Origin of the sequence: Pseudomonas sp. NPDC088890, assembly GCF_044900155.1 — a bacterium.
Taxonomy (GTDB): Bacteria; Pseudomonadota; Gammaproteobacteria; order Pseudomonadales; family Pseudomonadaceae; genus Aquipseudomonas; species Aquipseudomonas urmiensis.
On sequence record NZ_JBJDNG010000003.1, the window covers coordinates 463,968 to 486,677 of the forward strand.

19 protein-coding genes are annotated in these 22,710 nt (G+C 63.9%); 9 read left to right on the top strand and 10 right to left on the bottom strand.

The features are described from left to right. Positions 1 to 65 precede the first annotated feature (65 nt). Together dnaX and ACI2JX_RS09940 are read left to right on the top strand one after the other, a co-directional pair. The gene (gene dnaX, locus ACI2JX_RS09935; RefSeq protein ID WP_404689988.1) at positions 66 to 2,123 is read left to right on the top strand and encodes a DNA polymerase III subunit gamma/tau; all 2,058 of its coding nucleotides are present in this window, start codon (positions 66 to 68) and stop codon (positions 2,121 to 2,123) included. Between the two features lie 64 nt (positions 2,124 to 2,187). Then, on the top strand, positions 2,188 to 2,514 hold the full coding sequence (locus ACI2JX_RS09940) for a YbaB/EbfC family nucleoid-associated protein (protein ID WP_186556024.1): 327 nt from the start codon (positions 2,188 to 2,190) through the stop codon (positions 2,512 to 2,514). 197 nt (positions 2,515 to 2,711) lie between these two features. Here ACI2JX_RS09940 and proC read toward each other — a convergent pair whose 3' ends face one another. Continuing rightward, positions 2,712 to 3,689, bottom strand: a complete 978-nt coding sequence (gene proC / locus ACI2JX_RS09945; protein WP_404689989.1) for a pyrroline-5-carboxylate reductase — start codon at positions 3,687 to 3,689, stop codon at positions 2,712 to 2,714. Between the two features lie 172 nt (positions 3,690 to 3,861). Here proC and ACI2JX_RS09950 point away from each other — a divergent pair, with 172 nt between their 5' ends. Both ACI2JX_RS09950 and recR read left to right on the top strand, forming a co-directional pair. Further along, positions 3,862 to 5,190, top strand: coding sequence for an MFS transporter (locus ACI2JX_RS09950; RefSeq protein WP_264235010.1), 1,329 nt, complete (start codon positions 3,862 to 3,864; stop codon positions 5,188 to 5,190). Between the two features lie 163 nt (positions 5,191 to 5,353). Then, positions 5,354 to 5,956, top strand: coding sequence for a recombination mediator RecR (recR, locus tag ACI2JX_RS09955; RefSeq protein ID WP_264235009.1), 603 nt, complete (start codon positions 5,354 to 5,356; stop codon positions 5,954 to 5,956). A gap of 529 nt (positions 5,957 to 6,485) precedes the next feature. Here recR and ACI2JX_RS09960 read toward each other — a convergent pair. Continuing rightward, positions 6,486 to 8,339 (bottom strand): sigma-54-dependent Fis family transcriptional regulator, encoded by a 1,854-nt coding sequence (locus ACI2JX_RS09960; protein WP_404689990.1) that lies wholly within the window; start codon positions 8,337 to 8,339, stop codon positions 6,486 to 6,488. Positions 8,340 to 8,617: 278 nt separating this feature from the next. Between ACI2JX_RS09960 and ACI2JX_RS09965 the strand changes: the two genes are divergently transcribed. Genes ACI2JX_RS09965 through ACI2JX_RS09985 form a run of 5 tightly spaced genes read left to right on the top strand, consistent with a single transcriptional unit; the run spans position 8,618 to position 13,951 of the window. After that, positions 8,618 to 9,673, top strand: a complete 1,056-nt coding sequence (locus tag ACI2JX_RS09965; RefSeq protein WP_404689991.1) for an ATP-NAD kinase family protein — start codon at positions 8,618 to 8,620, stop codon at positions 9,671 to 9,673. A 22-nt stretch (positions 9,674 to 9,695) separates the two neighbouring features. Further along, entirely contained in the window at positions 9,696 to 10,673 is a 978-nt protein-coding gene (locus ACI2JX_RS09970; protein ID WP_186556030.1) for a thiamine pyrophosphate-dependent dehydrogenase E1 component subunit alpha, read from the top strand. 33 nt (positions 10,674 to 10,706) lie between these two features. Further along, positions 10,707 to 11,729 carry an alpha-ketoacid dehydrogenase subunit beta gene (locus ACI2JX_RS09975; protein ID WP_186556031.1) on the top strand — a complete coding sequence of 341 codons (1,023 nt, stop codon included), beginning with the start codon at positions 10,707 to 10,709 and terminating at the stop codon, positions 11,727 to 11,729. Beyond that, on the top strand, positions 11,726 to 12,832 hold the full coding sequence (locus tag ACI2JX_RS09980) for an acetoin dehydrogenase dihydrolipoyllysine-residue acetyltransferase subunit (RefSeq protein WP_404689992.1): 1,107 nt from the start codon (positions 11,726 to 11,728) through the stop codon (positions 12,830 to 12,832). Before ACI2JX_RS09975 ends, ACI2JX_RS09980 begins: the two co-directional genes overlap by 4 nt. 54 nt (positions 12,833 to 12,886) lie before the next feature. Then, on the top strand, positions 12,887 to 13,951 hold the full coding sequence (locus ACI2JX_RS09985) for a 2,3-butanediol dehydrogenase (protein ID WP_264235135.1): 1,065 nt from the start codon (positions 12,887 to 12,889) through the stop codon (positions 13,949 to 13,951). Positions 13,952 to 14,127: 176 nt separating this feature from the next. Here ACI2JX_RS09985 and ACI2JX_RS09990 read toward each other — a convergent pair whose 3' ends face one another. From ACI2JX_RS09990 to ccoG, 8 genes are all read right to left on the bottom strand, one after another. Further along, positions 14,128 to 14,676, bottom strand: coding sequence for an adenine phosphoribosyltransferase (locus ACI2JX_RS09990; protein WP_186556034.1), 549 nt, complete (start codon positions 14,674 to 14,676; stop codon positions 14,128 to 14,130). Positions 14,677 to 14,728: 52 nt separating this feature from the next. Further along, complete coding sequence (fnrA, locus tag ACI2JX_RS09995; RefSeq protein WP_186556035.1) at positions 14,729 to 15,463, bottom strand: Crp/Fnr family transcriptional regulator FnrA; 735 nt, start codon at positions 15,461 to 15,463, stop codon at positions 14,729 to 14,731. A gap of 187 nt (positions 15,464 to 15,650) precedes the next feature. Then, positions 15,651 to 17,033 (bottom strand): oxygen-independent coproporphyrinogen III oxidase, encoded by a 1,383-nt coding sequence (gene hemN, locus ACI2JX_RS10000; protein WP_404689993.1) that lies wholly within the window; start codon positions 17,031 to 17,033, stop codon positions 15,651 to 15,653. Between the two features lie 119 nt (positions 17,034 to 17,152). After that, entirely contained in the window at positions 17,153 to 17,836 is a 684-nt protein-coding gene (locus ACI2JX_RS10005) for a sulfite exporter TauE/SafE family protein (protein ID WP_404689994.1), read from the bottom strand. Then, positions 17,829 to 18,041 carry a cbb3-type cytochrome oxidase assembly protein CcoS gene (gene ccoS, locus ACI2JX_RS10010; RefSeq protein ID WP_368972899.1) on the bottom strand — a complete coding sequence of 71 codons (213 nt, stop codon included), beginning with the start codon at positions 18,039 to 18,041 and terminating at the stop codon, positions 17,829 to 17,831. Before ccoS ends, ACI2JX_RS10005 begins: the two co-directional genes overlap by 8 nt. A 36-nt stretch (positions 18,042 to 18,077) precedes the next feature. Further along, complete coding sequence (locus ACI2JX_RS10015) at positions 18,078 to 20,531, bottom strand: heavy metal translocating P-type ATPase (RefSeq protein WP_404689995.1); 2,454 nt, start codon at positions 20,529 to 20,531, stop codon at positions 18,078 to 18,080. Positions 20,532 to 20,637: 106 nt separating this feature from the next. Next, positions 20,638 to 21,165, bottom strand: coding sequence for a FixH family protein (locus tag ACI2JX_RS10020; RefSeq protein WP_264235000.1), 528 nt, complete (start codon positions 21,163 to 21,165; stop codon positions 20,638 to 20,640). Between the two features lie 11 nt (positions 21,166 to 21,176). Further along, positions 21,177 to 22,592, bottom strand: a complete 1,416-nt coding sequence (gene ccoG, locus ACI2JX_RS10025; RefSeq protein WP_368972902.1) for a cytochrome c oxidase accessory protein CcoG — start codon at positions 22,590 to 22,592, stop codon at positions 21,177 to 21,179. Between the last annotated feature and the right edge of the window lie 118 nt (positions 22,593 to 22,710).

The window sequence follows — 22,710 nt, forward strand, 5'->3', positions numbered from 1 at the left end:
CAATTTTGCCCCCGCTCCGCTAGCATTAGCGATCTTCCGCTCGTTCAGTTTGCGATGGTTTTTTAATGAGTTATCAGGTTCTTGCACGAAAATGGCGTCCGCGCTCGTTCCGCGAAATGGTCGGCCAGACCCATGTGCTCAAGGCTTTGATCAACGCCCTGGACAACCAGCGCCTGCATCACGCCTACCTGTTCACCGGCACGCGCGGGGTCGGCAAGACCACCATCGCGCGGATCATCGCCAAGTGCCTGAACTGCGAAACCGGTATTACCTCGACCCCCTGCGGCACCTGTTCGGTGTGCCGGGAGATCGACGAAGGGCGTTTTGTCGACCTGATCGAGATCGACGCCGCCAGCCGCACCAAGGTCGAAGACACCCGCGAGCTGCTCGACAACGTGCAGTACGCGCCGAGCCGTGGGCGTTTCAAGGTCTACCTGATCGACGAAGTGCACATGCTTTCCACGCACTCGTTCAACGCCCTGCTCAAGACCCTGGAAGAGCCGCCGCCCTACGTCAAGTTCATCCTCGCTACCACTGACCCGCAAAAGCTGCCGGCGACCATCCTGTCGCGCTGCTTGCAGTTCTCTTTGAAGAACATGAGTCCGGAGCGGGTGGTCGAGCACTTGAGCCATGTGCTCGGTGCCGAGAACGTCCCCTTCGAAGAAGATGCCCTGTGGCTGCTTGGGCGTGCGGCCGATGGCTCGATGCGCGACGCCATGAGCCTGACCGACCAGGCCATCGCCTTCGGTGAAGGCAAGGTATTGGCCGCTGATGTCCGGGCGATGCTCGGCACGCTCGACCATGGCCAGGTGTACGGGGTGCTGCAGGCGCTGCTCGAGGGTGATGCGCGGGCGCTGCTGCAAGCGGTGCGTGATCTGGCCGAGCAGGGACCGGATTGGAGTGGCGTGCTGGCCGAGATGCTTAACGTGCTGCACCGCGTAGCCATTGCCCAGGCGCTGCCTGAGGCGGTGGATAACGGCCAGGGCGACCGCGAGCGGGTGTTGAGCCTGGCTTCGGCGCTGCCCGCCGAGGATGTGCAGTTCTACTACCAGATGGGCTTGATTGGCCGCCGCGATTTGCCCTTGGCGCCGGATCCGCGCGGTGGCTTTGAAATGGTCCTGCTGCGCATGCTCGCGTTCCGCCCCGCCGATACCGACGACGCGCCGACCCCGGTGCTAAAGCCAGTGGGGATCAGCCAGGCCACAGCTGATTCTGCAAAACCGGTGGCAGCGCCAGCGCCGGTCGCTGAACCGCCTGTCATGTCAACGCCGGTCGAGGCGCACGAGCCTGTTGCAGCGCCTGTGACGGCGCAGCCTGCGGTGCTGGAACCGGTTGCCGTGCAGCCGGTTATCGAGCCTGAGCCCGCGCCAGAGGCGCCGGTTGCCGTCCAAGAGCCTGCGTCAATTGAGGAAGAGGTTGTCGATCTGCCGTGGGAGGAGGCGACAGTGCCGGCCGAGCCGGTGCCGCAAGCGCCTGCGCCTGTCGCGCAGCCTGCGCCGCAAGCCGGCCCGCCAAGCGATGACCAGCCGCCGTTCGATCCCTCTGCCTATGACGCTGTTGGCATGGATCGGGACGACGAGCCGCCGCTGGATGAAGATTACTACGCGCCCGAGTCTGATCCGGCAGGCTTCAGCTACCTGGATGAGTTGGCTGAGCATGTCCATGAGGCCGAGTCGGTCCCTGTCGCCGAGCCCCTGCCAGCCTCCAAGCCGGCCACCGGCCTTGCGCTGCAATGGCTGGAATTATTCCCGCAGTTGCCTGTGTCCGGCATGACAGGCAACATCGCGGCAAACTGTACCCTGATCGCTGCCGACGGCGATGACTGGCTGCTGCACCTGGACCCAGCCCAGGGCGCACTGTTCAACTCGACCCAGCAGCGGCGCCTCAACGAGGCGCTCAACCAGCACCTGGGCCGCACCTTGCAGCTGCGCATCGAGCTGATCCGCCCCGAGCAGGAGACTCCAGCGCAAGCGGCGGCGCGCAAGCGCTCGGAGCGCCAGCATGAGGCTGAAGTGTCGATCGAGCGCGATCCGCTCATCCAGCAGATGATCCGGCAGTTCGGCGCGACCGTGCGTCAGGATACTATTGAGCCTGTAGAGGCCCTGGTCAGCCAGGGCGATTGAACCGATATCCGTGCGGCCGGCAGCGTGCTTGGCCGCATCACATGACCCAATCGAGGTGTACCCCATGATGAAAGGTGGCATGGCCGGCCTGATGAAGCAGGCGCAGCAGATGCAAGAAAAAATGGCCAAGATGCAGGAAGAGCTGGCCAACGCTGAAGTGACTGGGCAATCGGGCGCGGGCCTGGTCAGCGTGGTGATGACCGGTCGTCATGACGTCAAGCGCATCAGCATCGATGACAGCCTGATGCAGGAAGACAAGGAAGTGCTCGAAGACCTGATCGCAGCCGCCGTCAACGACGCGGTACGCAAGGTCGAGCAGAACAGCCAGGAGAAAATGGGTGGCATGACTGCTGGCATGCAGTTGCCGCCAGGCTTCAAGATGCCGTTCTGACCCAGCGTTTTGCAAATGCGCTGTTTGATCTGACCTCATCGCCGGGCAAGCGCGCTCCTACACAATTGCGCAATTTCTGTAGGAGCGCGCTTGTCCCGCGATAGGGCCACAACGTCCAACAACGATGCTCCGCTCAACTTGCCGGCAAAAGATAACGCCGCACGTTGTTAGTTGAACGGTTAGTTAATAAAATGGCTTTAGCCGTTTTGCGACAACTCCACTGATCGTCGACAGGCCGCGGCAGTTGCCGCTTCGACTAAATCGCGCAACTTTCCCCCGTTCTCGAACACTTCAATCGCCGCCGCCGTCGTGCCATTTGGCGAAGTAACTGCCTGACGAAGTTCGGCGAAATTGGCATGCCGCTGCTGTTGCAAAGTTGCTGCGCCAAACGCAGTTTGCGCCGCCAGGGCACGTGCTAATTCAGCAGTAAGTCCAAGCTTGACTCCTGCTTGCGCCAGTGCCTCGCTGAACAAGTGATAATACGCCGGGCCACTGCCGCTGATGGCTGTAACCGCATCGAGCTGGCTCTCTGTCGCGACCCAGGAGGCCAAGCCAACCGCCTCGAACAACTGGCCGATCCTGGCGCGCTGACTCGCCTCCAGCTCATCGCCCGCATACAGCCCGGTGCAACCGGCGCCGGCCAGCACTGGAGTATTAGGCATGGCTCGCACTACCGGGCAGCGCTGCCTCAGGGCTGCACTCAAGGTCGCCTGGGTAACTCCCGCAGCCACCGAAATCACGCAGGCTTGCGCACATTGCTGGTCGCTGAGCCCTGCCAGGGCTTCACTGGCATAAGCCGGTTTAACGGCCAGCACGATCAGCTCGAAAGCCTCGTCGGGCACATCCGCCAGACGCGTATAACGACCTTCGCCGCCAGCGCCAGGTAGCCCCGGATCGACGATGCTCAACTGCTCGATCAAACCTGCGTTGAGCCACGCATCGCCCAACGCAGCGCCCATACGGCCATACCCAATAAACAGCGTTTTCACCGGCAAGTCCCCTTGGTTGTTGTTGTGATCTTTTTCAGAGTAAGGGCTTTTTAAATCCGGGTGCAACTGGGTGCAACCACAAAAATCCAAAAACGAAAAAGTGCTGAGCAATACCAACTTGGTGACTGCGCAGCCGGATGCACCACTATGGCCTTTAAAGCAATTTCCGCTGTAAGCCTGAACCAAAACAGTGCATTTCTGCTGTGTTTTGAAAATAATTACGGGTTAAACGTTTAATCTGGGTTGTACCTTTTTTATAACTTTCACTAAGATCCGCTGGCATGGGTGCAACCTGGTTGCTCTTTGCCTTGCTCCACCCTGTGCTCGCCGACATAACATCAAAAAAACGGAGACTCGCATGACGCCGTCCAGTGCAACCCACACCGCGACCCAGGGGCGCGGCCGCGCTTTGGTCGCCAGCCTTACCGGCAGTTCCATCGAATGGTTCGACTACTTCCTCTACGGCACCGCCGCCGCGCTGGTATTCAACAAGCTGTTCTTCCCCAACTTCGATCCGGTGGTCGGGTTGTTGCTGGCTTACCTGTCGTTTTCTCTGACTTTTTTCGTACGGCCCATCGGCGGGGTGATTTTCGCCCACATCGGAGACCGTATCGGGCGCAAGAAAACCCTGGTGATCACCCTGTCTCTGATGGGCGGTGCCACGGTGCTGATCGGCTGCTTGCCAACCTACGAGCACATCGGCGTCTGGGCTCCTATCCTGCTGATCGCACTGCGGGTAGTACAGGGCTTGGGCATCGGCGGGGAGTGGGGCGGGGCGCTGCTGTTGGCCTACGAATACGCCCCGGCCAAGCGTAAGGGTCTGTTCGGCAGCGTGCCGCAGGTGGGGGTTACCGTCGGCATGCTGCTGGCGACCATGGCGGTCAGCCTGATGGCCATGTTGCCTGAAGAGCAGTTCCTCAGCTGGGGCTGGCGAGTGCCGTTCGTGCTGAGCGCTGGCTTGGTGTTCCTCGGTTTGTGGATTCGTCACGGCCTGGATGAAACTCCGGACTTCAAGAAGGCCAAGGAGTCGGGCAACGTCGCCAAGATGCCCCTGGTGGAAACCCTGCGCGACCACTGGCGTGAAGTGCTGATCGCCGCTGGCCTCAAGGTGGTGGAAACGGCGCCTTTCTATATCTTCTCGACCTTCGTGGTCAGCTACGCGGTAAGTACCCTGGGCTATGACAAGGTCAGCACCCTGAATGCGGTGATGATCGCCGCGGCCGTGGCTTCGCTGATGATTCCGCTGATGGGCTGGCTGTCGGACAAGGTAGGGCGCAAGGCCGTCTACATCGGTGGCATATTGCTGATGGCGGCGTTCATCGTGCCGTACTTCAAACTGCTCGATACGCGCAGCACCTGGGGCCTGATGGTCGCCACGATCATCGCCTTCGGCGTGCTCTGGGCGCCGATCACTGCGGTGTTGGGCACCATGAGCTCGGAGATCTTCTCCACCCGCGTGCGCTACACCGGCATCACCCTCGGCTACCAGTTAGGCGCGGCACTGGCTGGCGGCACTGCACCGTTGATCGCCACCTACCTGCTCAGCCGCTACAACGGTGACTGGCAACCGGTGGCCCTGTATCTGTTGGGCACTGTCACTATCTCGCTGATTGCGGTGCTGGCCGTGCGCTCGCCCAAGCGCGACGACCAAGACCCCGCCCTGCGCGGGGCGGTCAAGTCGACCTGAGTGACGGCCGTTGGTAAAGGCCCGGCCTGGCGTGAACGCGGGCCGGGCAGCCAGTGTCAATTGCAACAGCAGGTAGGACAGTTGCCGCTGCGCTGTAGCTGATTTGACGCTGCCTGCCTTGGCCGGTATAAACCGCCTCTCATTGAACTGTCAGGCCTTTCCCATGAGCTTCAGCCCCCTCATCCGCCAACTGATCGACGCCCTGCGCATTCTGCCGGGCGTTGGTCAGAAAACTGCCCAGCGTATGGCCTTGCAGTTGCTCGAGCGCGACCGCAGCGGCGGCCTGCGCCTGGCGCAGAGCCTGACCCAGGCGATGGAAGGCGTTGGCCATTGCCGCCAATGCCGGACCCTGACCGAGCAGGAGCTGTGCCCGCAGTGCGCCGACCCGCGCCGCGACGATACCCAGTTGTGCGTGGTGGAAGGGCCGATGGATGTCTATGCGGTCGAGCAGACGGGCTATCGCGGGCGTTACTTCGTGTTGAAGGGGCATCTGTCGCCGCTCGATGGCTTGGGGCCGGAGGCGATCGGCATTCCGCAGTTGATGGCGCGGATCGAGGAGCAGGGCAGTTTCAGCGAAGTGATCCTGGCGACCAACCCGACAGTGGAGGGCGAGGCGACCGCGCACTACATCGCCCAGTTGCTCAATGAGAAGGGCCTGGTCGCCTCGCGGATCGCCCATGGCGTGCCGCTGGGCGGCGAGCTGGAGCTGGTGGATGGCGGCACCTTGGCCCATGCCTTCGCTGGGCGTCGGCCGATTTCGCTGTGAGTCTGTAGCGGCCTTTTCGCGGGCAAGCCCGCTCCCACAGGTACCGCGTAGATCTATAGCTTTGTGCTGTGTCTGTGGGGCAAGCCTTTGCAGGGGGTCGGCCGATTTCGCTGTGAGGCTGTAGCGGCTTCTTCGCGGGCAAGCCCGCTCCCACAGGTACCTCGTAGATCTATAGCTTTGTGCTGTGTCTGTGGGGCAAGCCTTTGCAGGGTGTCGGCCGATTTCGCTGTGAGGCTGTAGCGGCCTTTTCGCGGGCAAGCCCGCTCCCACAGGTACCGCGCAGACCTTTAGCTTTGTGCTGTGTCTGTGGGGCAAGCCTTTGCAGGGTGTCGGCCGATTTCGCTGTGAGGCTGTAGCGGCCTCTTCGCGGGCAAGCCCGCTCCCACAGGTACCGCGCAGACCTTTAGCTTTGCGCTGTGTCTGTGGGCTGGGCGTCGAGTGATTTGCCACAGGTACCGCGCAGACCTTGAGCTTTGTGCAATCCCTGTGGGAGCGGGCTTGCCCGCGAAGAGGCCGGAACTGACACCCGTCAAACCTTCATCCGTGGCATCTCGATCCGGTGCTCATGCACCCGCCGATACAGGGTCGCTCGTGAAATCCCCAGTGCCCGGGCCGCCTCCGCCGGCTTCCAGCGATGGCGAATCAACGCATCGAGCAGCACCTGTCGCGCCGGGCTGGAAACACTGGCCTGGGCAGCAGGTTCGACCTCTCCACGCACCTCTTGCGGTAAATCCTCAAGCCGCAGCTGGCCGCCATCACACACCGCACAGGCATAGCGTAGGACCTGGCGCAATTGCCTGAGATTACCTGGCCAGCGATAAGTCAGCAGCGCTTCCAACGCGGCATCGGCCAACATCACTTCAACGCCGCAGGCCTGCGCCTCTTCAGCCAGCATGCGATGAATCAGCCCGAGCCGGTCCGCCCGCTCACGCAGGGGTGGCAGCTCGAAGCGGGCATTGGCCAGGCGAAAGTACAGGTCCTCGCGAAAACGCCCCTCGCTGACCATCGCTGCCAAATCCCGGTGGGTGGCGCAAATCACCTGGATATCCACCCGCTCACGCCGCGCCGCACCCAGGGGCGCTACTTCGCCCTCGGCCAGTACGCGCAGCAGGCGGGTCTGCAGGCTCAGCGGCATATCACCAATCTCGTCGAGAAACAGCGTGCCGCCATCGGCCTGTTGCAGCAGCCCGTGCATGCCTTTGCTCGATGCCCCGGTGAAGGCGCCGGCGACATAACCGAACAGCTCGCTTTCGATCAGGCTTTCCGGAATCGCTGCGCAGTTGAGGGTGACGAAGGGGCCTGTGCGGCGTTGGCTTTGTCCATGTAGCTGGCGGGCAAACACCTCCTTGCCGGCGCCGGTCTCTCCTTGCACCAGCACCGCCAGGTTGCAGTCCTTGACCCGAGTGGCCAGGCGCAGGTGCTGCTCGATGCGTGGGTCCTGCGTGTATTGCGGCGCCTGGGCGCGGGGACGCAGGCAGCGCGGCGCACTGACTCGGCCATACAGTTGCCAGCCGGGCAGGCGCTGGGCACTGGCGTCACTGGCGCGACGTAGCTGATCGAGGTCGAACAGCTCGCCGATATGTTCCGGCAACCGCCCGTGGCGCTCGAGCAAGTGCTGGCGTGCCAGGCTGTTGAGCGCCTGCAGGCGGCCATCGCCATCCCAGGCCAGCAGGTAGTCTGGCTGGCTCTCGACATAGCCGGGCGTGCCATGGGCGCGCATCACCCAGTGGCCCTGGCTGCTGTGCATGAAGAAGGCGTTTTCGATCTCCCGCGCGGTCTGCTCCACCAATTGGCGAATCAGATGTTGGCTGCGGCGGTCATCTGGCGATTGCAGGGCCGACACATCGACCACCCCGAGCAACTCGCCCTGCGGGTCGAAAACCGGTGCTGCGGTGCAGGTCAGGCCAATGAAGGCGGCGCGAAAGTGATCGCGCTTGTGCACGGTGACCGGCGCCTTGTTGGTCAGCACTGCCGCTACCCCGCAGGTGCCTTCCTCGCCTTCCGACCAGCAGGTGCCCAGGTATAGCCCGGCCTTGCGGCAGTCGTTGCGAATCGCCGCTTCCACCCGGTAGTCGATGGTCCGCCCTTGGGCGTCGGTGAGCAGTACGCAGTAGTCGGCGCCGCTCACCCGGCCATGCAGTCGCGCCACTGCGTCGCTGGCGATGCGCAGGAACAGTTCGGCGCGCTCGCGGCATTCGTTGAGCAGGTTCTGCGAAAGGATGCGTGGCCCCTGTTGGGAGCCGGGATCGAGACGGTACAGATCCATGGACCGGCGCCAGGAGTCGAGGATCAGCGCAGGCACCGGCGCCTGGGGCAGGCGATCGGCGTTCTTCACTACCCGGCTGACACAGTCGACATGGGCTCGGGAGTTCGCGGCAAGCATTGGGGCCTCCGGTTCTCGTGTTCTTGTCGTTATGCGGCCATTAAGCGCTTGTGGGCGAGCGGCGACAAGCGCCACGTGCTTGCCGGTGGCGCTGAGACGCTGCGTCTCAGCGTCTCGCCCAGCGCCTGGCCTGACCGGTACGCAGCGTCTCGCAGCGGCTGGCGCAGGGGCCTGTCTTGTCGCGCTGGAAGTGCTCTAGCTCGGCATCTGGCGCGTGTAGTTGCAAAGCTGGCACCGCCCTTGCTCTAGCCCTGGCAAACAAGAAAATGAGGTGCGCCATGCCGCAACCCGCGCCAATCGTCGGGATCATTGCCAACCCAGCTTCGGGCCGCGACCTGCGTCGCCTGACCGCTAACGCAGGGCTCTATTCCAGTACCGACAAGGCTTCGGCCATCCAGCGTCTGCTCGCAGCCTTCGGCGCCACCGGCATCGCCCAGGTGCTGTTGCCAACCGATATGACCGGGATCGCCGCCGCTGTGCTCAAGGCCAGCGGCGGCCCAGTTGCCCGCGACCAGCATTGGCCGGCGCTGCAGGTGCTCGATCTGCCACTGACCCAGACGGTCGCCGATACCCGTCTGGCCACGCGCTGGATGGTCGAGCGCGGCGCCAGCCTGATCGCGGTACTGGGCGGCGATGGCACGCATAAGGCGGTGGCAGCCGAGGCCGGTGACGTGCCGCTGTTGACCCTTTCCACCGGCACCAACAATGCCTTCCCGGAGCTGCGCGAGGCGACCAGCGCCGGCCTTGCGGGTGGCCTGGTGGCCAGTGGTCGCATTCCCTCCAGCATCGGTCTGCGTCGCAACAAGCGCCTGCTGGTGCGCGTGCCCGAGCAAGGCCTGTGCGAATGGGCCTTGGTTGAAGTGGCCGTCTCTCCACAACGTTTCGTCGGCGCGCGCGCATTGAGCCGCAGCGAAGACTTGGCAGAAGTGTTCGCCTGCTTCGCCGAACCCCACGCGATTGGCCTGTCGGCGCTCTGCGGGCTGTGGTGCCCGGTGTCGCGCCAGGCCGCGGAAGGCGCCTGGGTGCGCCTGCATCCCGGCGCTGAGCAGGCCCTGTTGGCGCCGCTGGCCCCCGGCCTGCTGCAAGGCTGCGGGATCACCGCCAGCGGCGCACTCACGCCCGGCGTCGGCTACTCATTGAGCCTACCGAGCGGCACCTTGGCCCTGGATGGCGAACGTGAGATCGAGTTCGCCGAACACGACACCCCTACCATCACCCTCGACCATCGAGGCCCGCTGACCATCGACGTCGAGGCCGTGCTGGCGCATGCCGCCCGTCATCACCTGCTGGCGGTACCGCGCGGTCACCGGCAGCTCCCTGCAAACCTGTGTTGAGACAACCCTGGAGAACAACAAGATGTCCACTCACCTCAGTTCCGAGCAATTGCTCCACGCCTATCAAGTGATGCGCACGATCCGTGCCTTCGAAGAGCGTCTGCATGTGGAGTTCGCCACCGGCGAAATCCCCGGTTTCGTTCATCTGTACGCCGGCGAAGAAGCGTCAGCAGCCGGCGTCATGGCGCACCTGCGCGATTCCGACTGTATTGCCTCCAACCACCGTGGCCACGGCCATTGCATCGCCAAGGGCGTCGATGTGTACGGGATGATGGCCGAAATCTACGGCAAGAAGACCGGCGTGTGCGGCGGCAAGGGCGGCTCGATGCACATCGCCGACCTGGAGAAGGGCATGCTCGGCGCCAATGGCATCGTCGGGGCCGGTGCGCCGCTGGTCGCGGGCGCTGCCCTGGCGGCCAAGCTCAAGGGCCGCGATGACGTTTCGGTGGCCTTCTTCGGCGATGGCGGCTCCAACGAGGGCGCGGTGTTCGAGGCGATGAACATGGCCTCGATCATGAACCTGCCGTGCATCTTCGTGGCCGAGAACAACGGCTACGCCGAGGCTACCGCGTCGAACTGGTCGGTGGCCTGTGACCATATCGCCGACCGAGCGGCAGGCTTTGGCATGCCCGGGGTCACCATCGATGGCTTCGACTTCTTCGCCGTGCACGAAGCCGCTGGCGCTGCCATCGAGCGCGCCCGTGCCGGCCAAGGCCCGTCGCTGATCGAGGTCAAGCTGACCCGCTATTACGGCCACTTCGAGGGCGATGCACAAACCTACCGCGCCCCGGATGAAGTGAAGAACCTGCGCGAAACCCGCGACTGCCTGCTGCAGTTCCGTAACAAGACCACCCGTAGCGGCGTGCTCAGCGCCGAGCAACTCGATGCCATCGATGCCCAGGTCGAAGACCTGATCGAGGACGCCGTGCGCCGCGCCAAAGCCGACCCCAAGCCGCAACCGGCCGACCTGCTCACCGACGTCTACGTCGCCTATCCCTGACTCCGGCACAACAACAACGACAGGAGAATCATCATGGCAAGAAAGATCAGCTACCAGCAGGCCATCAACGAGGCCCTGGCCCAGGAAATGCGCCGCGACACGAGCGTGTTCATCATTGGTGAGGATGTGGCTGGCGGGGCCGGTGCGCCTGGCGAGGACGATGCCTGGGGCGGTGTGTTGGGGGTGACCAAAGGTCTTTACCACCAGTTCCCCGGTCGGGTGCTGGATGCACCTTTGTCGGAGATCGGCTACGTCGGGGCTGCAGTGGGCGCGGCCACCCAGGGCCTGCGTCCGGTGTGCGAACTGATGTTCGTCGACTTCGCGGGTTGCTGCCTGGACCAGATCCTCAACCAGGCGGCCAAGTTCCGCTACATGTTCGGCGGCAAGGCGGTGACCCCGCTGGTGATGCGCACCATGGTCGGCGCCGGCCTGCGCGCCGCCGCCCAGCATTCGCAGATGCTCACCTCGCTGTGGACCCACATCCCCGGCCTGAAAGTGGTCTGCCCCTCTTCGCCGTATGACGCCAAGGGCTTGCTGATCCAGGCGATTCGCGACAACGACCCGGTTATCTTCTGCGAGCACAAACTGCTCTACAGCATGCAAGGCGAGGTCCCCGAGGAGCTCTACACCGTGCCCTTCGGAGAAGCCAACTACCTGCGCGACGGCGACGACGTGACCCTGGTGACCTACGGGCGCATGGTCCACCTGGCCATGGAGGCGGCCAACAACCTCGCGCGCCAGGGCATCGACTGCGAAGTGCTGGACTTGCGCACCACCAGCCCGCTGGATGAAGACAGCATCCTGGAAAGCGTGGAAAAAACCGGTCGGCTGGTAGTGATCGACGAGGCCAATCCACGCTGCTCGATGGCCACCGACATCAGCGCGCTGGTGGCACAGAAAGCCTTCTCATCGCTCAAGGGGCCGATCGAGATGGTCACCGCGCCGCACACCCCGGTGCCGTTCTCCGATGCCCTGGAAGACCTGTACATCCCCACTGCGGCGAAGATCGAGGCTGCCGTGCGCAAGGTCATCGAAGCTGCAAGGAGCGCCGCATGAGCCAGATCCATACCCTGACCATGCCCAAATGGGGCCTGTCGATGACCGAGGGCCGGGTCGACACCTGGCTCAAGCAGGAAGGCGAGCAGATCAACAAAGGCGACGAAGTGCTGGATGTCGAGACCGATAAGATCAGCAGTAGCGTCGAGGCGCCGTTCAGTGGCGTGCTGCGCCGGCAGGTGGCCAAGCCTGACGAGACCTTGCCGGTCGGTGCGCTGCTGGCAGTGGTGGTCGAGGGCGAGGCGCAGGAGGCTGAGATCGATGCGGTGGTACAGCGCTTTCAGGCCGAGTTCGTGGCCGACGGCGGCGCCGATCAAGCCCAGGGGCCGACGCCGCAGAAGGCTGAGGTCGGCGGCCGGCTGTTGCGCTGGTTCGAGCTGGGCGAGGGCGGCACGCCGCTGGTGCTGGTGCATGGCTTTGCTGGCGACCTGAACAATTGGCTGTTCAATCATCCGGCGCTGGCGGCCGAGCGTCGGGTCATCGCGCTCGATCTGCCCGGTCATGGTGAGTCGGCCAAGGCTCTGCAACGGGGCGATCTGGATGAATTGAGTGACGCGCTGCTGGCGCTGCTCGATCACCTCGACATTCCCCGCGCCCACCTGGCAGGGCACTCGATGGGCGGCGCGGTCAGCCTCAACCTGGCGCGCCTGGCACCCCAGCGGGTGGCCAGCCTGAGCCTGATTGCCAGCGCCGGCTTAGGCGCGCAGATCAATGGCCAGTACCTGCAGGGCTTCGTCGAGGCGGGCAATCGCAATGCGCTCAAGCCACACATGAGCACGCTGTTTGCCGATCAGGGCCTGGTAACCCGGCAGATGCTCGAGGACATGCTCAAGTTCAAGCGCCTGGAAGGCGTCGACAGCGCCCTGCGGCAACTGGCGGCGAGCATCGCCGAGGGCGATCGCCAGCGTCACGACTTGCGCGGGGTGCTTGGGCAACATCCGGCCCTGGTGGTTTGGGGCAGCCAGGACGCGATCATCCCCGCCAGCCACAGCCAAGGCGTGGAAGCCGAAGTGCTGCTGATCGACGGGGTTGGGCACATGGTCCAGATGGAGGCTGCCGAGCAGGTCAACCAAGCCTTGCAGGCGTTCCTGCGCAAACACTGAGTCACTTACGTGAGCCTGGAGACAACAATAATGAACGACCTGAGCCACACCCATATGCGCGCCGCCGTCTGGCATGGCCGCCACGATATTCGCGTCGAACAGGTACCGCTGCCGGACGATCCGCCGCCTGGCTGGGTGCAGATCAAGGTGGATTGGTGCGGGATCTGCGGCTCGGACCTGCACGAATACGTCGCAGGCCCGGTGTTCATACCGGTCGAGGCGCCGCATCCGCTGACCGGGATCCAGGGGCAATGCATCCTGGGTCATGAGTTCTGCGGCGAGATCGCCAAGCTCGGCGAGGGTGTCAGCGGCTACGCCGTCGGCGATGCAGTGGCGGCCGATGCCTGCCAGCATTGCGGCAGCTGCTATTACTGCACCCATGGCTTGTACAACATCTGCGAAAAGCTGGCTTTTACCGGGCTGATGAACAACGGTGCCTTTGCCGAGCGAGTGAATGTACCGGCCAACCTGCTGTACCGCTTGCCAGAAGGTTTCCCGCGTGAGGCGGGGGCGTTGATCGAGCCACTGGCGGTGGGCATGCATGCAGTGAAGAAGGCCGGCAGCCTGCTGGGGCAGAACGTGGTGGTGGTCGGTGCGGGCACCATCGGCCTGTGTACCATCATGTGTGCCAAGGCGGCGGGCGCGGCGCAGGTGATCGCCCTGGAAATGTCCTCGGCACGCAAGGCCAAGGCCCTGCAAGTGGGCGCCAGTGCCGTGCTCGACCCCAGCCAATGCGATGCCCTGGCCGAGATCCGCGGGCTAACGGCGGGGCTGGGCGCGGATGTGAGTTTTGAATGTATCGGCAACAAGCACACCGCCAAGCTTGCCATCGATGCCATTCGCAAAGCGGGCAAGTGCGTGCTGGTGGGGATCTTCGAGGAGCCCAGTGCGTTCAACTTCTTCGATCTGGTCTCGACCGAGAAACAGGTGCTTGGGGCGTTGGCCTACAACGGCGAATTTGCCGATGTGATTGCCTTCATTGCCGATGGGCGTCTGGATATCCGCCCGCTGGTGACGGGGCGCATTGGCCTGGAGCAGATTGTCGAGCTGGGGTTCGAGGAGTTGGTCAACAACAAGGAGGAGAATGTGAAGATCATCGTTTCGCCGGGCGGGCGCTGATCTCTGGCGTTTGATAGGGCCTGATCGCGGGGCAAGCCCGCTCCCACGCCAATCTGTGTCTAGCGCCAACCTGTAATAGCGCCACTTGGCAGCACTATTGTGGCAGCGCTATCGTGGGAGCGGGCTTGCCCCGCGATCAGGCCAGCCAGGCTGGCCCATCAATCAACTGAACGCACTCAGTATTCGCTCAGCGAAAACTCAGTCAGGCAGAACGTCGGCACACCCGCCGCCTGCAGCCGACGCGAACCTTCCAGCTCCGGCAGATCGATGATCGCCGCCGCCTCGAACACTTCAGCACCCGTGCGACGCACCAGATTGGCAGCTGCCAGCAAGGTGCCGCCGGTGGCGATCAAGTCATCGAAGATCAGCACCGAATCGCCTTCGCACAGGCTGTCGGCATGCACTTCCAGGAAGGCCTCGCCATATTCGGTCTGGTAGCCCTCAGAGAGCACGTCAGCCGGCAGCTTGCCCTGCTTGCGGAACAGGATCAGCGGCTTGTTCAGTTGGTGGGCGATGATCGAGCCAATCAGAAAGCCGCGCGCATCCATGGCGCCGATATGGCTGAATTCGGCCTCGACATAACGCTCGATGAACTGGTCGGCCACATAGCGCAAGCCGCGCGGCGACTGGAACAACGGCGTGATATCGCGGAAGATCACCCCCGGTTTGGGAAAGTCCACTACCGGGCGGATCAGGGCTTTGAGGTCGAAGGTGTCGCTGTGCATGAAAGGGGTATCCTGAAAAACCAAGCAGCAAGTATACCCCGAACCGTTAGCTTCAGACTTCGATTGCACCGCCCGCCAATGCACACAGCTGGATCGGGTCGAGGATATGCACTTCCTTGCCTTCGGCAGTGATCAGACCGTTTTGCTGGAAGCGGGTGAACACTCGCGAAACGGTTTCTACCGCCAGGCCTAGGTAATTGCCAATCTCGTTGCGCGACATGCTCAGGCGGAACTGGTTGGCCGAATAACCGCGGGCGCGGAAGCGCGCCGACAGGTTGACCAGGAAGGTGGCGATGCGCTCGTCGGCGGTTTTTTTCGACAACAGCAGCATCATTTGCTGGTCGTCGCGGATTTCCCGGCTCATCACCCGCATCAGCTGGCGACGCAACTGCGGCAGTTGCACCGACAGCTCATCGAGGCGCTCGAAGGGGATCTCGCAGACCGAAGTGGTCTCCTGGGCCTGGGCCGAGACCGGATAGGCTTCGGTGTCCATGCCGGACAGGCCGACCAGCTCGCTGGGCAGATGGAAGCCGGTGATCTGCTCTTCGCCGCTGTCGCTCAGGCTGAACGTCTTCAGGGCGCCGGAGCGTACCGCATAGACCGAGCCGAAATTGTCACCCTGGCGGAACAGGAACTCGCCCTTCTTCAGCGGGCGGCCGCGCTTGACGATTTCATCCAGTGCATCCATGTCTTCAAGGTTAAGGGACAGGGGCAGGCACAGGGGGGCCAGGCTGCAATCCTTGCAATGGGCCTGGTTGTGTGGGCGCAGTTTAACTGGCTCGGACATTTCTTCGATCCTTGTGGGAAAGCACACATAAGCCGTAAGGATAACCGACGGCATAGGCTGTAGGCCAGCTTGCGCTATTTTGGTGCGCGCTGACCGGGCTGCGATTCTGGTTGGCCGCAGCCTGTCACTGGCCAATAGTGTGCTCGCCACGCGAGGATGTCCATGCGGTTGATCGTCTCGCTGTACGTCAGATCACCCGCGAAAAGCGCTGACGATTGTGCAGCCCCAGGTAGGCATCGAACACCATGCACACCGAGCGTACCAGCAGCCGCCCAGCCGGCAGGACCTTGATGCGCTTGCTGTCCAGGCTGATCAAGCCGTCGCGGTGCATGGCCTGCAGTTCAGGCCACAGCGCATTGAAATAGCCGCGAAAATCCAGCGTGAACTGGTGCTCGATCTGCTCGAACTCCAGCTCGAAGTGGCAGATCAACTGTTGGATCACCGCCCGCCGAATACGATCGTCCTGGTTGCACAGCAGCCCGCGCTGGGTCGCCAGTTGCGCGCTGGACAGGGTCTCTTTGTAGGTGTTCAGGTCGCTGCTGTTCTGGCAGTACAAATCGCCGATCTGGCTGATCGCCGAAACCCCCAGGCCGATCAGATCGCAGTGACCATGGGTGGTGTAGCCCTGGAAGTTGCGTTGCAGGGTGCCCTCTTCCTGGGCGATGGCCAGCTCGTCGTCGGGCAGGGCGAAGTGGTCCATGCCGATGTAGCGATAACCCGCGCCAGTCAGTTGCTCGATGGTGGCGTGGAGCATCTCAAGCTTCGCTGCCGGGGCCGGCAAATCGTTGCTGTCGATGCGCCGCTGGGGCATGAAGCGTTCAGGCAGGTGCGCGTAGTTGAACACCGACAGCCGATCTGGCTGCAGGCGGATCACCTCTTCGACGGTGCGGGCAAAGCCTTCCGGGGTCTGCTTGGGCAGGCCGTAGATCAGGTCGAGGTTGACCGAGCGGAACTGCAAGGTGCGCGCCGCCTCGATCAGCGTGCGGGTCTGCTCCAGGCTCTGCAGGCGGTTGACCGCACGCTGCACGACCGGATCGAGATCCTGCACGCCGAGGCTGACCCGATTGAAGCCCAGTTCGCGCAGCAGGCCCATGGTCGACCAGTCGGCTTCACGCGGGTCGATCTCGATGCCGTAGTCGCCAGAGTCGTCGTCGAGCAGGTGGAAGTGCTGGCGCAGGCTGGCCATCAGCTGGCGCAGCTCGACGTGACTGAGGAAGGTTGGCGTGCCGCCGCCAAAGTGCAGTTGCTCAACCTTTTGCTTGGGGTCCAGGTGGCAGGCGATCAGTTGGATCTCCTGTTCCAGGCGTTGCAGGTAGGGCAAGGCCCGCGCACGGTCCTTGGTGATCACCTTGTTGCAGGCGCAGTAGTAGCAGATGTTGGCGCAGAACGGCACGTGCACGTACAGCGACAACGGCCGCACCGCCCGCCGGCTCTCGCGCAGGGCGTGGAGCAGGTCGAACGAGCCCACCTCGCTGTGCAGTTGCACCGCGGTTGGGTAAGAGGTGTAGCGAGGGCCGGCCAGGTCGTAGCGGCGGATCAGGTCGGCATCCCAACGCAGGTCGTCGAGCATGAGGGTAGTCCCCGGTATAGGAGCAGCAGTGTCCGGAGTCTAGGGGGGGCGGTAACAATTCATGTTGATTTGTATCAACGGGCGTTGGGGCATGGGCGCTGTGCAGCCGCCTGGCTTGCTCAGTGGCCCATGAGCCAGTGCTGGTGCGGCCCTGGCAGTGTCCACAAACCAAACATGATCACCAGCAAGCCACCGGCCATGCGTACGCTGCGTCGGCGTAGCAGGGCATTGACCCGCTCTGCGGCGAGCCCTGTGGCCAGCAACACCGGCCAGGTGCCCAGGCCAAACGCCAGCATCAGCGCCGCGCTGTAGCCGGCATTGCCTTGACTCGCCGCCCACAGCAGGGTGCTGTACACCAGTCCACAGGGTAGCCAGCCCCACAGTGCGCCGAGCAGCAGCGCTCGGGGCAAGCTCGATACCGGCAACAATCGCGTGGCCAGCGGCTGAATATGCCGCCACAGCCCGCGCCCGAGTGCTTCGATGCGGGTCAGCCCGCTCCACCAACCGGCCAGGTACAAGCCCATGGCGATCAACAGCAACGCCGCCACCACCCGCAGCCCCTGGGCCGCCGGGCTGCTGGCCACGGCCCAACCGGCCAGGCCGAGCAGCAGGCCTGCGCAGGTGTAGCTAAGGATACGGCCGAGGTTGTAGGCCAGCAGCAGGCGCAGGCGCCGGCTGCGTTGCTCTGGGGGGATGGCCAGCGTCAAGGCGCCCATCAGGCCGCCGCACATGCCCAGGCAGTGGCCGCCACCGAGCAGGCCGAGTACCAGGGCTGAGCCAAGCAGAGGCAGCAGGTCAGCCACGAGGGGTTTGGTCCTCGTCTTTGGGCTTGTCGCCATCGGCTTTGACCGCGGCCTGGTGCTGTGGGTCCTGGTCGTCGAACAGGATGCTGTGCGCGGGGCTGTCGAGGTCGTCGTACTGGCCGCTGTCCACCGCCCAGAAGAAGATGTACACGGCCACACCAACGATCAGCAGGGCTGCGGGGATCATGATGTAGAGGGCGGGCATATGGTCATCCTTCAGTTACTGTCATCGCGGGGCGGTTCAGGCCAGCGATTGCAGCGTGGCAGCGGGCTTGCCCGGCGATAAGGCGTCGTCTTTCAGCCGGGTCAGGCGCAGGGCATTGAGCACCACGATCAACGAACTGAGCGACATGCCGATGGCAGCCCAGACTGGGGTGATCCAGCCCAGGGCGGCAAACGGCAACATCAGGCCATTATACAGCGTCGCCCACAGCAGGTTCTCGAGGATATTACGCCGGGTCCGGCGGGCCAGGTCGAAGGCTTGCGCCAACGCTTGCAGGCGATTGGACAGCAGCACTGCATCGGCGCAGGTCTTAGCCAGGTCAGTGGCCGAGCCCATGGCGATGCTGATGTCGGCTGCGGCCAGCACCGGCACGTCATTGACCCCGTCGCCGAGCATCAGCACCTTGCGCCCTTCGGCCTGCAGCGCGCGCAGGCGTGCCAGTTTGTCGTCCGGGCGCAGGCCGCCAATGGCCTGGTCGATGCCCAGTTGGGCGGCCACTTCGGCGACCATCGGCGAGCTGTCGCCTGACAGCAGCAGTGTCTGCCAGCCGCGCGCCTTGCAGGCGTCGAGCAGATCCTTGGCATCCTCGCGCAGGCGATCGTCCAGGCCGAACCAGGCCAGTGGGCCTTGGCGGTCGCCGAGCAGCAGCCACTGGCCACGCGGCTCGGGTACGACAGGTATTTCAGCGCCGCTCAGGGCGCAGACGAAGCTGGCCTGGCCAATGCGCAGGCGCTGGCCGTCGACGGCGCCCTCAAGGCCCAGGCCTGGCACGTTGTGCACCTGCTCGGCAGGCTGCGCAGCGCGGCCGAAGGCGCGGGCGATGGGGTGTTCGGAGCGGTTTTCCAGGGCAGCGGCAAGCGCCAGGCAGCGGTCGGCAGCGAGCGCGCCCAGCGGGCGAATGCTGCGCAGCGCAAGGCGGCCTTCGGTGAGGGTGCCGGTCTTGTCGAAGATCACCGTGTCGATCTGGTTCAGCCCTTCCAGCACATGGCCGCGGGTGACCAGCAGACCGAGCTTGTGCAGGGTGCCGGTTGCGGCGGTCAGTGCAGTGGGAGTGGCCAGCGACAGCGCGCAGGGGCAGGTCGCGACCAACATGGCCAGGACGATCCAGAACGCCCGCGACGCGTCCAGTTGCCACCAGAGCAGGCCGATAGCGGCTGCGGCGACCAAGGTGAACAGCAAGAACCACTGCGAGGCGCGGTCGGCGATCTGCGCCAGGCGCGGTTTCTCTGACTGGGCGCGCTCCAGCAGCCGGACAATCGCCGACAGGCGTGTTTCCTGGCCAAGCGCCTCGACCTCGACGGTGAGGGTGCTTTCGACATTGAGCGTGCCCCCCGTCACCCGGTCGCCAGCGCGCCGCGCCAGCGGCAGGTACTCGCCGGTCAGCAGCGACTCGTCGATGCTCGAGCGGCCTTCGATGATCCGCCCATCGGCGGGAATCACCGCGCCGGGCAGCACTTGTACCTGATCGCCCCGTTGCAGCTCGGCCAGCAGGATGCGCTCGCTACGCCCGTCGCGGTCCAGCCGCAGGCAGGAGCTGGGCAGCAGGTTGACCAGTTGCGCGGTGGCGGCGGCGGTGCGTTCGCGGGCGCGGCGCTCCAGGTAGCGGCCAGTGAGCAGAAACAGCGCGAACATGCCGACGGTGTCGAAGTACAGCTCGCCACTGCCGGTGATTGCCGTCCAGATCCCGGCGCAGTACGCCAGGGCGATGGCCAGTGAGACCGAAACGTCCATGGTCAGGTGGCGGGTGCGCAGGTCGCGAGCAGCGCCCTTGAAGAACGGTGCGCAGCTGTAGAAGACGATCGGCGTGGTGAGAAACAGCGCGACCCAGCGCAGGATGGTGTGCAGTTCAGCGCTCAGGTCGATGTTGAATTCGGGCCAGGTAGCCATGGTCGCCATCATCGCCTGGAACCACAGCAGGCCAGCCACGCCCAGGCGGCGCAGGGCGCTGCGGTTTTCCCGGGCCAGTTGCTCGGCGGCCTGGTCGGGCTGGTACGGGTGGGCGGCATAGCCGATGTGGCGCAGCTCGGCCATCAGCTTGGACAGGGGCAGTTGGCGGTCGTCCCAGCTGATCAGCAAACGATGGTTGGACAGGTTAAGTCGCGCATCGGCGACCCCGTCCAGGTTGCGCAGGTGCTTTTCGATCAGCCAGCCACAGGCGGCGCAGCTGATGCCTTCGACCATCAGCGTCGCTTCGGCGAGGTCATCGGCATGGTGCACGAAGGTCTGCTGTACATCGCTGCGGTCGTACAGCGCCAGTTCATCCTGCAACTGTTGCGGCAGGGCTTCGGGATTGGCGCTGGTCTGGCTGCGGTGTTGGTAATAGTGCTCAAGGCCACCGGCAACGATGGATTCGGCCACCGCCTGGCAACCGGGGCAGCAGAATGCGCGGGGTTCACCAAGGACCACGGCGCTAAAGCGACTGCCGGCAGGGACGGGCAGGGCGCAGTGGTAGCAGGGGGTGGGCTGGGTCACAGGTCTACTGCCTTGCACAATTTGCTTTGGAGGACGCGCATGCAGCCCGCTCCCACGTGTCCCGTGCCCACGCGGTGATATACGCAAGCCAAACTCATGGCATTACTCACTGCTGACGCTCAGCCCCTTGCAGGGCCTCGTCACCCAGCTCCAGGGTCAGCCCATGCTCGACCTTTTCCTCCTCGAACAAGCGCCAGACATGACCATCCTGGCTGCCCAGCAGTTCGACGAAACGCCGCCCCTCGACCTTGTCATCCAGTTGGCCGACATAACGCCCCGGCTCGCTGCGGGCCAGCGTTACCTTGCGGTCTTTGTCCGGCTGGGTCGGCGAGATCAGGTTCAATTCCAGCGTCTGCGGATCGCTGTTACCGGTCAGGCGCAGCTCGACTTCGCCGGTCAGCTCGTCCAGGTACACCCGCGCCTTGAGGTTGAGGGTCTGCGCCAGCAGCTCGCGGTCCAGTGAGCGGTTGATGCCTTTGCCGGCTTCGTAGTAGTTGTCGTTGACCAGGTTGTCCGGGTTGCGCACGGCAATGCTGACCATGGTCAGGCTCAGGCACACCGAGGTGGTCAGGATAGCGATGATGATCCAGGGCCAGAGGTGCTTGTACCAGGGGCTGGTGGCGGTGGCAGGCATGCAGCGATTCCTTAGCGTATTTGCGGGCCGATGAAACGGCTCTTGGCTTCAACCTGGGTGCCGTTGTCGTCGGCGTCCCTGAGGATGAACATGACTTCGTTGGTGGTCGAGGGCAACTGCTCGGGGGCAACCGACAACTGCACCGGCAGGCTGACGATATCACCGGCGGCAACGCGAATCTCGCGGTGGCCTTCAAGCTTCAGGTCCGGCAGGCCAGTGGCGTCGAGCACGTAGACGTGGTCGCGCTGATCCTTGTTCATCACCTTGAGGCTGTAGACGTTTTCGATCCGTCCCTGGGCGTTCTCGCGGTACAGCACGCGGTCCTTGCTGACATCGAAACCGACCAGCGAGCGGGTGGCGAAGGCTGTGGCCAGGACGCCGATCATCACCAGCAACACCAGCGCATAGCCGATCAGGCGCGGGCGGGCCAGGTGGGTCTTCTGGCCCGACAGGTTGTGTTCGGTGGTATAGCTGATCAGGCCGCGGGGGTAGTTCATCTTGTCCATGATGCTGTCACAGGCGTCGATGCACGCCGCGCAGCCGATGCACTCGATCTGCAGGCCGTCTCGGATGTCGATGCCAGTCGGGCAGACCTGCACGCACATGGTGCAGTCGATACAGTCGCCCAGGCCCTTGGCCTTGTAGTCGAGGTCTTTCTTGCGTGGGCCACGGGTTTCGCCGCGGCGCGGGTCGTAGGAGACGATCAGCGTGTCCTTGTCGAACATCACGCTCTGGAAACGCGCATACGGGCACATGTACACGCACACTTGCTCGCGCAACCAGCCGGCATTGCCATAGGTGGCCAGGGTGAAGAAACCGACCCAGAAGTAGGCCCAGCCGTCAGCTTGGCCGGTGAAAAACTCGGTCACCAGTTCGCGGATGGGCGAGAAGTAGCCGACGAACGTCACCCCGGTGACGAAACCGATCAGCAGCCACATGCTGTGCTTGGCCGTCTTGCGCAGCAGCTTGTTGGCGCTCATCGGTGCGCGGTCGAGTTTCATGCGTTGGTTGCGGTCGCCTTCGGTGACCTTTTCGCACCACATGAAGATCCAGGTCCAGACGCTCTGCGGGCAGGTGTAACCGCACCAGACGCGGCCGGCGAACACGGTGATGAAGAACAGGCCGAAGGCGGCGACGATGAGGATCCCGGAGAGCAGGATGAAGTCTTGCGGCCAGATGGTCGCGCCAAAGATGTAGAACTTGCGCTCAGGCAGGTTCCACCAGACCGCCTGGTGACCGCCCCAGTTCAGCCACACGGTGCCGAAGTAGAGCAGGAACAGGACAGCGCCGCCGACCATGCGCAGGCGGCGGAACACCCCGGTGAAGGCACGGGTGTAGATTTTTTCACGGGCAGCGTAGAGGTCGACAGAGTCCTTTCCTTGTTTGGCAGGCGGGGTGACATCATGTACCGGAATTTGCTTGCTCATCATCAAGTCCCACGGCAGTGGTAAATGCCGCGGCCAGTGCATGCCGGCCGCGGTCAGGTGTAGTAGGCGCCTGCGAGCATGATACGCCCGTCGTGGCGCCTAGGTTCACCCTGCGACT

Excerpts from the sequence above, each read along its gene's own strand:
- ACI2JX_RS09970 (WP_186556030.1), top strand. The coding sequence starts at position 9,696 with ATGTCCACTCACCTCAGTTCCGAGCAATTGCTCCACGCCTATCAAGTG.
- dnaX (WP_404689988.1), top strand. The coding sequence starts at position 66 with ATGAGTTATCAGGTTCTTGCACGAAAATGGCGTCCGCGCTCGTTCCGC.
- hemN (WP_404689993.1), bottom strand. The coding sequence starts at position 17,033 with ATGCTCGACGACCTGCGTTGGGATGCCGACCTGATCCGCCGCTACGAC.
- ccoS (WP_368972899.1), bottom strand. The coding sequence starts at position 18,041 with ATGCCCGCCCTCTACATCATGATCCCCGCAGCCCTGCTGATCGTTGGT.
- ACI2JX_RS09975 (WP_186556031.1), top strand. The coding sequence starts at position 10,707 with ATGGCAAGAAAGATCAGCTACCAGCAGGCCATCAACGAGGCCCTGGCC.
- recR (WP_264235009.1), top strand. The coding sequence starts at position 5,354 with ATGAGCTTCAGCCCCCTCATCCGCCAACTGATCGACGCCCTGCGCATT.
- ACI2JX_RS09985 (WP_264235135.1), top strand. The coding sequence starts at position 12,887 with ATGCGCGCCGCCGTCTGGCATGGCCGCCACGATATTCGCGTCGAACAG.
- ACI2JX_RS09960 (WP_404689990.1), bottom strand. The coding sequence starts at position 8,339 with ATGCTTGCCGCGAACTCCCGAGCCCATGTCGACTGTGTCAGCCGGGTA.
- ACI2JX_RS09965 (WP_404689991.1), top strand. The coding sequence starts at position 8,618 with ATGCCGCAACCCGCGCCAATCGTCGGGATCATTGCCAACCCAGCTTCG.
- ACI2JX_RS09950 (WP_264235010.1), top strand. The coding sequence starts at position 3,862 with ATGACGCCGTCCAGTGCAACCCACACCGCGACCCAGGGGCGCGGCCGC.
- ACI2JX_RS09990 (WP_186556034.1), bottom strand. The coding sequence starts at position 14,676 with ATGCACAGCGACACCTTCGACCTCAAAGCCCTGATCCGCCCGGTAGTG.
- fnrA (WP_186556035.1), bottom strand. The coding sequence starts at position 15,463 with ATGTCCGAGCCAGTTAAACTGCGCCCACACAACCAGGCCCATTGCAAG.
- ccoG (WP_368972902.1), bottom strand. The coding sequence starts at position 22,592 with ATGAGCAAGCAAATTCCGGTACATGATGTCACCCCGCCTGCCAAACAA.
- ACI2JX_RS09940 (WP_186556024.1), top strand. The coding sequence starts at position 2,188 with ATGATGAAAGGTGGCATGGCCGGCCTGATGAAGCAGGCGCAGCAGATG.
- ACI2JX_RS09980 (WP_404689992.1), top strand. The coding sequence starts at position 11,726 with ATGAGCCAGATCCATACCCTGACCATGCCCAAATGGGGCCTGTCGATG.
- ACI2JX_RS10020 (WP_264235000.1), bottom strand. The coding sequence starts at position 21,165 with ATGCCTGCCACCGCCACCAGCCCCTGGTACAAGCACCTCTGGCCCTGG.